Origin of the sequence: uncultured Demequina sp., assembly GCF_913055775.1 — a bacterium.
Lineage (GTDB): Bacteria > Actinomycetota > Actinomycetes > Actinomycetales > Demequinaceae > Demequina.
Map to the genome: position 1 here is coordinate 1 of NZ_CAJXJX010000106.1, position 9,574 is coordinate 9,574.

Sequence of the window (9,574 nt, forward strand, 5' to 3'; positions counted from 1 at the left end):
CAAGCTCAAGGCCGACGTCATCCTGATCTCCGGGCACGACGGCGGCACCGGTGCGGCCCCGCTGAACTCGCTCAAGCACGCCGGCACCCCGTGGGAGCTGGGCCTCGCCGAGACCCAGCAGACGCTGCTGGTGAACGGCCTGCGCGACCGCATCGTGGTCCAGGTCGACGGCCAGATGAAGACCGGCCGCGACGTGGTGATCGCCGCGCTGCTGGGCGCCGAGGAGTTCGGCTTCGCGACCGCGCCGCTCGTGGTCGAGGGCTGCATCATGATGCGCGTGTGCCACCTCGACACCTGCCCCGTGGGCGTCGCGACCCAGAACCCGGAGCTGCGCTCGCGCTTCTCGGGCAAGGTCGAGTTCGTCGTGACCTTCTTCGAGTTCATCGCCGAGCAGGTGCGCGAGCAGCTCGCGCAGCTGGGCTTCCGCACCATCGCGGAGGCCGTGGGCCACGTCGAGGTGCTCGACTCGCGCCAGGCGATCGACCACTGGAAGGCCAAGGGCCTCGACCTCGCTCCGGTGCTCGCGCAGCCGGAGCCGGGCCGCGCGCTGATCAGCGCCACGATTCAGGACCACGGCCTCGACGTCGCGCTCGACCAGGAACTGATCGCGCGCTGCGAGGGAGCCCTCGAGCGTCTCGAGCCGGTGCAGTTCGACGTGCCGATCAAGAACGTCAACCGCACGGTCGGCACGATGCTGGGTCACGAGGTCACCAAGCGCTACCGCGGCGAGGGGCTGCCCGACGGCACCATCGACATCACCTTCACCGGATCCGCGGGCCAGTCGTTCGGCGCCTTCCTGCCGCGTGGCATCACGCTGCGCCTGCTCGGCGACGCGAACGACTACGTGGGCAAGGGCCTGTCCGGCGGCCGCATCGTGGTGCGCCCGCACCGCGAATCGATGATGGACGACACCAAGGACGTGATCGCCGGAAACGTCATCGGCTACGGAGCGACCGGGGGAGAGCTGTTCCTGCGCGGCCAGGTGGGCGAGCGCTTCCTGGTGCGCAACTCCGGTGCCGCGGCGGTCGTGGCGGGCGTGGGCGACCACGCGCTGGAGTACATGACCGGTGGTACAGCCGTGATCCTCGGCAGCACCGGGCGCAACCTGGGCGCGGGCATGTCGGGCGGCACCGCCTACGTGCTGGACCTGCGTCCCGAGCGCGTCAACGCCCTGGCCCTCGCCAACGGGGAGCTGAGCCTCAGTGGCCTCGACCCCGAGGACGAGGTCATCGTCCGCTCGCTGCTGGAGCGCCACGTCGTCGCGACGGAGTCGCCCCGTGCGAAGGACCTGCTCGCGCGATGGGATGAGATTCGCGGCCGCTTCACGCGAGTGCTTCCCGCCCAGTACGCCCGTGTCCGTGACGCCCTCGCCGAGCTGGAGGCGACGGGCGGAGACCTGCGCGCCCCGGGTGCGTGGGCCGAGTTCCTGGAGGTGACCCGTGGCTGATCCGCGCGGATTCCTCAAGCACCGCGAGCGGGAGGTCCCCGCCTACCGCCCCGTGCCCGTCCGCCTGCTCGACTGGAAGGAGGTGCGCGACGAGCTCGAGCGCGACGAGCCGACGCTGCGCCGCCAGGCGTCGCGCTGCATGGACTGCGGCATCCCGTTCTGCCACCAGGGCTGCCCGCTCGGCAACCTCATCCCCGAGTGGAACGACCTCGTGCGCGAGGGTCAGTGGGAGGATGCGATCGACCGCCTCCACTCCACCAACAACTTCCCCGAGTTCACCGGCCGCATCTGCCCGGCTCCGTGCGAGACGTCCTGTGTGCTGGGCATCAACCAGCCAGCGGTGACCATCAAGAACATCGAGGTCGAGATCATCGACCACGCGTTCGAGGCCAACATCGTGGAGCCGCACATCCCGCAGCGCCAGACTGGGCGCACGGTCGCCGTCGTGGGCTCGGGCCCGGGCGGGCTGGCCGCTGCCCAGCAGCTCACGCGCGTGGGTCACACCGTGCGCGTGTACGAGAAGGACGACCGTCTGGGCGGCCTGCTGCGCTACGGCGTGCCGGACTTCAAGATGGAGAAGGTCCACATCGACCGCCGCATCGAGCAGATGGAGGCAGAGGGCACGCGCTTCCGCACCGGCGTCGAGATCGGCACCGACATCCCGTGGGACGAGCTTCGCGCGCGTTACGACGCGGTGCTCGTGGCCACCGGCGCTCCGGTGCCGCGCGACCTCCCGATCCCGGGGCGCGACCTCGACGGCGTCCACTTCGCGATGCCCTACCTGCACCAGGGAAACCAGGTGGCCGCGGGCGACGACGTCCCCGACCAGATCACCGCCGCCGGCAAGCACGTGATCGTCATCGGCGGCGGCGACACCGGTTCCGACTGCATCGGCACCGCGCTGCGCCAGGGCGCGGCCTCCGTGACCACGCTCGCGATCGGCAAGAAGCCGCCGGAGTCGCGGCCCGGCTCGCAGCCGTGGCCCACCGACCCGCGCGTCTTCGAGGTGTCGTCGAGCCACGAGGAGGGCGGCACGCGCGACTACCTCGCGTCCACCGTCGAGTTCGTGGGAGACGAGGACGGCCACGTGCGCTCGCTGCGTGTCGCGACCACGCAGTACAACCCGGACGGCTCGCGCACCCCGACCGCGGGCACCGAGCGCGACATCCCCGCGGACCTGGTGCTCATCGCGATGGGATTCACGGGCCCCGAGACCTCACTGCTGTCCTCCCAGGGCGGCGTGTCAGTCTCGGACCGCGGTGCCATCCAGCGCGGCGACGACTACGCGACCACGATCGACGGCGTGTTCGTGGCTGGCGACGCCGGCCGCGGAGCCTCGCTCGTGGTGTGGGCGATCGCGGAGGGCCGTGCGGCCGCCGCGGCCATCGACGAATACCTTGTCGGCACCACTGAGCTGCCGGCCCCCGTATCAGCGCACACCCAGGCGATCCGGGCCTAGATACCCAGGCGCGCGAGCGCTGAACACACTAAGTTGGAGAACATGCGAAACGCGAAGATCGTCTGCACCATCGGCCCCGCCACCGCCGCCCTCGAGAACATGCGCCAGCTCGTTGGCGCGGGCATGGACGTGGCACGAATCAACCGCTCCCACGGCAGCACCGAGGAGCACGAGGCTGTCTACAGGAACGTGCGTCAGGCGGCCCAGGAGGCCGGGCGCAACGTCGCGGTCCTCGTGGACCTCCAGGGTCCCAAGATCCGGCTCGAGAAGTTCGCGGATGGCCCGCACGACCTGGCGGTGGGTGACGTGTTCACCATCACCACGCGCGATGTCGAGGGCACCAAGGACATCTGCGGCACCACGTTCAAGGGTCTGCCCGGCGACTGCTCGCCCGGCGACACCCTGCTGATCGACGACGGCAAGGTCCGTCTCGAGGTGACCGATGTGGTCGACGGCACGGACGTCGTGACCACGGTGGTCGTGCCCGGTCCCGTCTCGAACAACAAGGGCATCAACCTCCCCGGCGTCGCCGTGTCCGTGCCGGCGCTGTCCGAGAAGGACGAGGACGACCTCCGCTGGGGCCTCAACATCGGCGCGGACTTCATCGCGCTGTCTTTCGTGCGATCCGCCAAGGACTACGAGGACGTCGCCCGCATCATGGCCGAGGAGGGCATCACGCTTCCTGTGGTCGCGAAGGTCGAGAAGCCGCAGGCTGTGGCCAACCTCGAGGAGATCGTGGACGCGTTCGACGGCATCATGGTCGCCCGCGGCGACCTGGGCGTCGAGCTTCCGCTCGAGGAGGTGCCGCTGGTCCAGAAGCGCGCGATCGAGCTGTGCCGCGCCAACGCCAAGCCCGTGATCGTCGCGACCCAGGTGCTCGAGTCCATGACCCACTCGCCGGTGCCCACCCGCGCCGAGACCTCGGACTGCGCCAACGCGATCCTCGACGGCACGGACGCCGTCATGCTCTCGGGCGAGACGTCGGTGGGCGACTTTCCGATCATCACGGTCGAGACCATGGCCCGCATCGTGCGCAACACGGAGGAGAAGGGCTTCACCCGCATCGCCCCGTTCCTCACCACGCCCAAGACGCGGGGCGGCGCGGTCACCCACGCTGCGGCGGAGATCGCCGAGGTGCTCGACATCAAGTACATCGTCACCTTCACGCAGTCGGGCGACTCGGCCCTGCGCATGGCCCGTCTTCGCCCGAGCGTGCCGATGCTCGCCTTCACGCCTGACGCGAAGACCCAGAAGCGCCTGGCGCTGAGCTGGGGCGTGCGCGCCGAACTGGTCGCGCGTGTCGACTCGACCGACGAGATGGTCAACCTCGTCGACTCGTACCTCAAGGACAACGGCAAGGCCGTCGACGGCGACTACGTCGTGGTCGTGTCCGGAACGCCCGTGGGTGTGCCCGGCACCACCAACTCGATCTTCGTCCACAAGGTCGGCCAGGTGCGCGCCTGACGCACCTCCCGTCCTGACGCCAAGGGGCCCCGCTCGGATCGAGCGGGGCCCCTGCGCGTGCTGCGGGTGAGCGTCAGGCCACGGGCAGGAACTGTCCTGGGTCGCGCGGTCCGATCGACGGCTTGGCCCGCTCGTACTCCTCGTGGAACAGGGGAGAGGAGATGAGGAAGTCTGCGGTCGCCACGTTCGAGGCCATCGGGATGTTCCACACGGCGCCGAGTCGCAGCAGCGCCTTCACGTCCGGGTCGTGCGGCTGCGCCTCGAGCGGGTCCCAGAAGAACACCAGCATGTCGATGCCGCCCTCGGCGATGCGGGCGCCGATCTGCTGATCGCCACCCACCGGTCCCGACAGGAACTGGTGGACCGCGAGACCCAGCTCGTGCTCGAGCAGGTTGCCGGTGGTGCCCGTGGCGTACAGGTGGTGCCGCGCGAGCGAGCCCTTGTTGAAGCTCGCCCACTCGAGGAGCTCGACCTTCTTGTTGTCGTGGGCGACGAGCGCGATGTGGCGCGCCTTGATGGGTGTCATGACGTCCTCCTTCGGGATGCGGGTGTCAGTTCCCAGGGGGCGCCGGAGGTTCCGGCGCCACTGGGCTGGTGCGAGGGCGCCGTTGACCGGTGATGCCAGTATGCGCCACGGCGCTCTCAGATCGACACCCAGGCTCCGCTGGCGCGCCGGATCGGGCCATGATCGACGCTGACGCTCCACTGGCACGCTCAGGTTCGCCGCGCGTTTCTGAGCGCCCCAGTGGAGGACCAGTGGCGACCTCGCGCACCACGCGGATCCTGGTGGAGGACCAGCGTGCGCGGGCCGGGTGACGGCACCTGGCAATGGTGCCCCGAGTGGGATTCGAACCCACACTGGAACGGGTTTGAGCCGTTTGCCTCTGCCAGTTGGGCTATCGGGGCGGCTGAACAAGGCTAGCGGGTAGCGCGGGCGATAGGTGACAGCGCCGGGCCGATGCGCCGGTTGGGTCATGTGCCCTGTTCACCAGTACTCTAAGGGGGTGACTGAGACCAATGACACCGCAGGCAGCGCTGCCGCTCCTGCCACCAGCAAGCGCCGCGCCGTCGTGGCGGAGGACGAGGCGCTCATCCGCATGGATATCGTCGAGACCCTCACGGAGGCCGGCTACGACGTGGTCGGCGAGGGAGCGAACGGCGAGGAGGGCGTGGCCCTCGCGATCGAGCACAAGCCCGACGTCGTCGTGATGGACATCAAGATGCCGGTGATGGACGGCATCACCGCCGCGGAGAAGATCGCCGCTGAGCGCGTCGCTCCCGTTGTCCTGCTCACCGCCTTCAGCCAGACCGAGCTCGTCGAGCGTGCGCGCGACGCCGGTGCCATGGCATACGTCGTGAAGCCCTTCACGCCCGCGGACCTGCTGCCGGCCGTCGAGATCGCCGCGTCGCGCTTCTCGGAGATTCGTGCGCTCGAGTCGGAGATCGCCGACATCACCGAGCGCATGGAGACGCGCAAGAAGGTCGAGCGCGCGAAGGGCCTGCTCATGGAGAACATGCGGCTCAACGAGCCCGAGGCCTTCCGCTGGATCCAGAAGACCTCGATGGACCGCCGCCTCACCATGCGCGAGGTCGCCGAGGCCGTGATCGACCAGATGGGCTCAGACAAGAAGTAGGCCACGCCGTGCGCCGCGACACGCGGTGCACGATTCGGGCGCTTTCGCCTTCTTCCACCCTCCAGTACCTGCGTGATCGCGCAACGAGGTCACAAAATCGTGATGATCGGGACGCACACACGAAACGTCGCGACGGTACGGTGAACTATCGCCGCGGGGACCGACCCCGTGGCCGATCGACTGGCGGAGACTCCGCCAGCATGGAGGGAACACAACATGGCTCGATGGAACACCATCGCGCGTGGCGCGGCCTTCGCGGCTGCCGCTTCGCTCGCCCTCGCCGCCTGCTCGTCAGACGGCGGATCGGATGACGACGCCACTTCTGGCTCCGGCTCCGAGGGCGGTTCGACCGACCCCCTGAAGATCGGCACGCTGCTGCCGCTGACCGGTTCGCTCGCCTTCCTCGGCCCGCCCGAGGTCGCCGGCGTCGAGCTCGCTGCGCAGGAGATCAACGAGGCCGGCGGTGTGCTCGGCAACCCGGTCGAGGTCACCCAGGGCGACTCGTCCGACACGCAGAACACCCAGATCGCCTCGCAGACCGTCACGGACCTCCTGTCCGACGGCGTGTCCGCGATCATCGGTGCGGCCTCGTCGGCCGTGACGCTGAACGTGGTCGACGACATCGTCGCGGCCGAGGTCATGATGGTGTCGCCTGCGAACACCGCGACCACGCTGTCGGGCTACGACCCGTTCTACGCGCGCGTCGCGCCGCCGGACACCGTCCAGGGCAACGCTCTTGCTCAGCTGATGCTGGACGACGGCCACGAGAACATCGGCATCCTGGTCTTCAACGAGGACTACGGCACGTCGCTGCGTGACGTCATCAAGGACACCGTCGAGGCCGCAGGTGGCACCATCACCTACGGCAACCCGGGCGAGGAGTTCGACCCGGCCGCGACCAACTTCCAGGCCGAGGTCGACGCCGTTCTGGCGACCGAGCCGGACGCGATCGCGCTGATCGCGTTCGACCAGACCACCCAGATCCTGGACCCGCTGATCACCGGCGGTCTGGACGCGGCCAACCTGTACATGACGGACGGCAACACCGCGGACTACAACGGCGAGGTCGCCGACGGTCTCATCGAGGGCGCCCAGGGAACCATCCCCGGTGCGAACCCCGACGACGACTTCAAGGCCCGGCTGGATGAGGTCCACGGCGAGACGCTCGACTCGTACGCGTACGGCGCCGAGTCCTACGACGCCACGATGCTGGTCGCGCTGGCCGCGGTGCGCGGTGGCGGCACGGATGGTCCGACCATCCAGGCCAACATCGCCGCGGTGTCCGGCTCGGAGGGCGGCACCGAGTGCTCGACCTTCGCGGACTGCGTCGAGCTGCTCGAGTCCGGCGAGGAGATCGCGTTCCAGACGGTCGGCGGCTCCGGTCCGCTGAACGAGGCGAACGACCCCTCGAGCGCCTACATCGGCGTGTACTCGTACGACGCCAACAACACCCAGAACTGGGTCGAGGCGGTCTTCGGCGAGGTCCCGTCCTGATCGACTGAGATCTGACAGCGAGAGGGCCCCCGGCTTCGGCCGGGGGCCCTCTTCGCCTGTGCGGCGCCACGGAGACCCAGCGGCCACGTACGCAGGGCCGATGCGTGCTCACGTGAGCACGCATCGGCCCTCCGTACACCGCGGGGGAGCGGACGGGGTGCGAGAGCACCGCGCCGCGCCAGGGCGATGCAGAAGCCCCCGCCGACCGCGAGGTCGACGGGGGCTCCGTGGGTGCGTGGTGCCTAGGCGCCGAGCGTGCCCAGATACAACTCGATCACCTTGGGATCCTTGAGGAGCTCCTGACCGGTGGCCGTGTAGGCGCTCGTGCCCTGGTCGAGCACGTAGCCGCGGTGGCAGATCTGCAGGCAACGGCGCGCATTCTGCTCCACCATGATCACCGTCACGCCGGACTTGTTGATCTCGCGCGTGCGCACGAAGGTCTCGTCCTGGCGGTCGGGGGACAGGCCCGCTGAAGGCTCGTCCAGCAGCAGCACGTGGGGGTCCATCATGAGCGCGCGCGCCATGGCGACCATCTGGCGCTCACCGCCGGAGAGCGAACCGGCGCGCTGGTGCCGTCGCTCGATGAGCTTGGGGAAGAGATCGCCGATGCGCTCCATCGCCTTCTTGAAGGACTTCGGCGCCTGATAGACGCCCATCTCCAGGTTCTCCTGGACTGTGAGCGACGGGAACACGTTGTTGTTCTGCGGCACGAAGCCGATGCCGCGGCGCACAAGCTCGTCCGCGCGCTGGTTGGTGATGTCGTCGCCCTGGAGCGTGACCGAGCCCTCGCGGATGGGGACCAGGCCGAACAGAGACTTGAGGAACGTCGACTTCCCGGCGCCGTTGGGGCCGATGATGCCGATGAGCTCGCCCTCGCGGACCTCCATCGAGCAGCCGTTGAGGATGTCGATTCCGGGCAGGTAGCCCGCGTAGACGTCGTCGGCGTTGAGGATGACGGGTGCGTCGCTCACTTGCCCTCCTCCGTTGCATCGATCTCGGACAGGTCGGTGTCGTGGTGCGCACCCAGGTAGGCGTCCTGCACCGCTGGGTTGGACATCACGGTGTCCGGTGGGCCCTCCGCGATGATCCGCCCCTCGGCCATGACGACCACCCAGTCGGAGATCCGTCGCACCATGTGCATGTCGTGCTCGACGAACAGGACGGTCACGCCCTCGTTCTTGAGTTCGACGATGTGATCGAGCAACGACTCGGTCAGCGCAGGGTTGACGCCTGCCATGGGCTCGTCAAGCATGATCATCTCGGGCTCGGACATGAGCGCGCGCGCCATCTCGAGGAGCTTGCGTTGGCCGCCGGACAGCGATCCGGCGTAGTCATCGCGCTTCTCCCACAGCTTGAAGCGCTTGAGCAGCGCCTCGGCGCGGACCGTGATGTCCTTCTCCCGCGTGCGCCACGTGGGCGGCACGAGCGCCTTGAAGAAGTTCTCACCACCCTGGTCGGCCGCGCCCAGGCGCATGTTCTCGATGACCGTCATGCGGTTGAGCGCCTTGGTCAGCTGGAACGTGCGCACCTTGCCGGCCCGCGCGACTTTGGCGGGGGAGGTGCCCACGAGCGAGTGCCCGTTGAACTGCCACTCACCCGTCTGCGGCTTGTCGAAGCCGGTCAGGAGGTTGAAGAACGTCGACTTCCCGGCGCCGTTGGGGCCGATCAGCGCCGTGATGGCGTGACGCTGCACCTCGAAGTGCTCGACGTCGACCGCGGTCAGACCGCCGAAGTGGCGGTGCACATGGTCCGCCTTGACGATCGCGTCCGGCTTGGGCGCACCCGGCTCGTGAGGAACCGATGCGAAGGGGTTGTCAGCCATTGAGAGCCAGCTCCCTCTTGTTTCCGAGAACTCCCTGGGGTCTGAAGATCACCAGGCACATGAGCGTGATGCCGACGAGCACGAGCGAGAAGGGCTCGAGTTCGATGGGCGACAGCCACGTGTCGGGGATCACGCTGCTCGCGACCTGACGCACGACGACGAGCGAGACCCAGAACAGGATCGATCCCAGGATGGGTCCGGTGCAGAAGCCCGTCAAGCCGTACGCCAGGCCGAGCGCGTACACGGAGGCGGGG

Annotated in this window: 8 protein-coding genes, 1 tRNA gene and 1 pseudogene; 5 read left to right on the top strand and 5 right to left on the bottom strand. The window is 68.7% G+C overall.

The features are described 5' to 3' along the window. The 3 genes from QZ483_RS10575 to pyk all read left to right on the top strand — a co-directional run. The coding region (locus QZ483_RS10575; RefSeq protein ID WP_297083766.1) for a glutamate synthase-related protein at window positions 1–1,447 on the top strand (1,447 nt) is incomplete at its 5' end. Continuing rightward, complete coding sequence (locus QZ483_RS10580) at window positions 1,440–2,906, top strand: glutamate synthase subunit beta (RefSeq protein WP_297083768.1); 1,467 nt, start codon at window positions 1,440–1,442, stop codon at window positions 2,904–2,906. The genes QZ483_RS10575 and QZ483_RS10580, both read left to right, overlap by 8 nt. Before the next feature lie 42 nt (window positions 2,907–2,948). Next, a complete protein-coding gene (gene pyk, locus QZ483_RS10585) occupies window positions 2,949–4,370 on the top strand; it encodes a pyruvate kinase (RefSeq protein ID WP_297083770.1) in 1,422 nt (473 codons plus the stop codon). A gap of 73 nt (window positions 4,371–4,443) precedes the next feature. Here the strand turns inward: pyk and QZ483_RS10590 are convergent, their stop codons facing one another. Beyond that, window positions 4,444–4,896 (bottom strand): methylglyoxal synthase, encoded by a 453-nt coding sequence (locus QZ483_RS10590; protein ID WP_297083773.1) that lies wholly within the window; start codon window positions 4,894–4,896, stop codon window positions 4,444–4,446. A gap of 303 nt (window positions 4,897–5,199) precedes the next feature. After that, window positions 5,200–5,276: transfer RNA gene (locus QZ483_RS10595), tRNA-Leu, on the bottom strand. Between the two features lie 98 nt (window positions 5,277–5,374). Here QZ483_RS10595 and QZ483_RS10600 point away from each other — a divergent pair. Then, the gene (locus QZ483_RS10600; RefSeq protein ID WP_297083775.1) at window positions 5,375–6,004 is read left to right on the top strand and encodes an ANTAR domain-containing response regulator; all 630 of its coding nucleotides are present in this window, start codon (window positions 5,375–5,377) and stop codon (window positions 6,002–6,004) included. Between the two features lie 216 nt (window positions 6,005–6,220). Continuing rightward, on the top strand, window positions 6,221–7,498 hold the full coding sequence (locus QZ483_RS10605) for an ABC transporter substrate-binding protein (RefSeq protein WP_297083778.1): 1,278 nt from the start codon (window positions 6,221–6,223) through the stop codon (window positions 7,496–7,498). A gap of 242 nt (window positions 7,499–7,740) precedes the next feature. On the opposite strand, the gene QZ483_RS10610 is transcribed toward QZ483_RS10605, so the two are convergent. From QZ483_RS10610 to QZ483_RS10620, 3 genes and pseudogenes are all read right to left on the bottom strand, one after another. Next, complete coding sequence (locus QZ483_RS10610) at window positions 7,741–8,469, bottom strand: ABC transporter ATP-binding protein (RefSeq protein WP_297083780.1); 729 nt, start codon at window positions 8,467–8,469, stop codon at window positions 7,741–7,743. Next, window positions 8,466–9,320: an ABC transporter ATP-binding protein gene (locus tag QZ483_RS10615; protein ID WP_297083782.1), complete on the bottom strand. Its 855-nt coding sequence runs from the start codon at window positions 9,318–9,320 to the stop codon at window positions 8,466–8,468. The genes QZ483_RS10610 and QZ483_RS10615 overlap by 4 nt, the downstream gene beginning before the upstream one ends. Then, window positions 9,313–9,574: pseudogene (locus QZ483_RS10620) on the bottom strand (branched-chain amino acid ABC transporter permease); the annotation flags it as partial. The pseudogene QZ483_RS10620 and the gene QZ483_RS10615, both read right to left, overlap by 8 nt.

Coding starts and splice junctions, on each gene's coding strand:
- pyk (WP_297083770.1), top strand. CDS start 2,949: ATGCGAAACGCGAAGATCGTCTGCACCATCGGCCCCGCCACCGCCGCC.
- QZ483_RS10605 (WP_297083778.1), top strand. CDS start 6,221: ATGGCTCGATGGAACACCATCGCGCGTGGCGCGGCCTTCGCGGCTGCC.
- QZ483_RS10590 (WP_297083773.1), bottom strand. CDS start 4,896: ATGACACCCATCAAGGCGCGCCACATCGCGCTCGTCGCCCACGACAAC.
- QZ483_RS10615 (WP_297083782.1), bottom strand. CDS start 9,320: ATGGCTGACAACCCCTTCGCATCGGTTCCTCACGAGCCGGGTGCGCCC.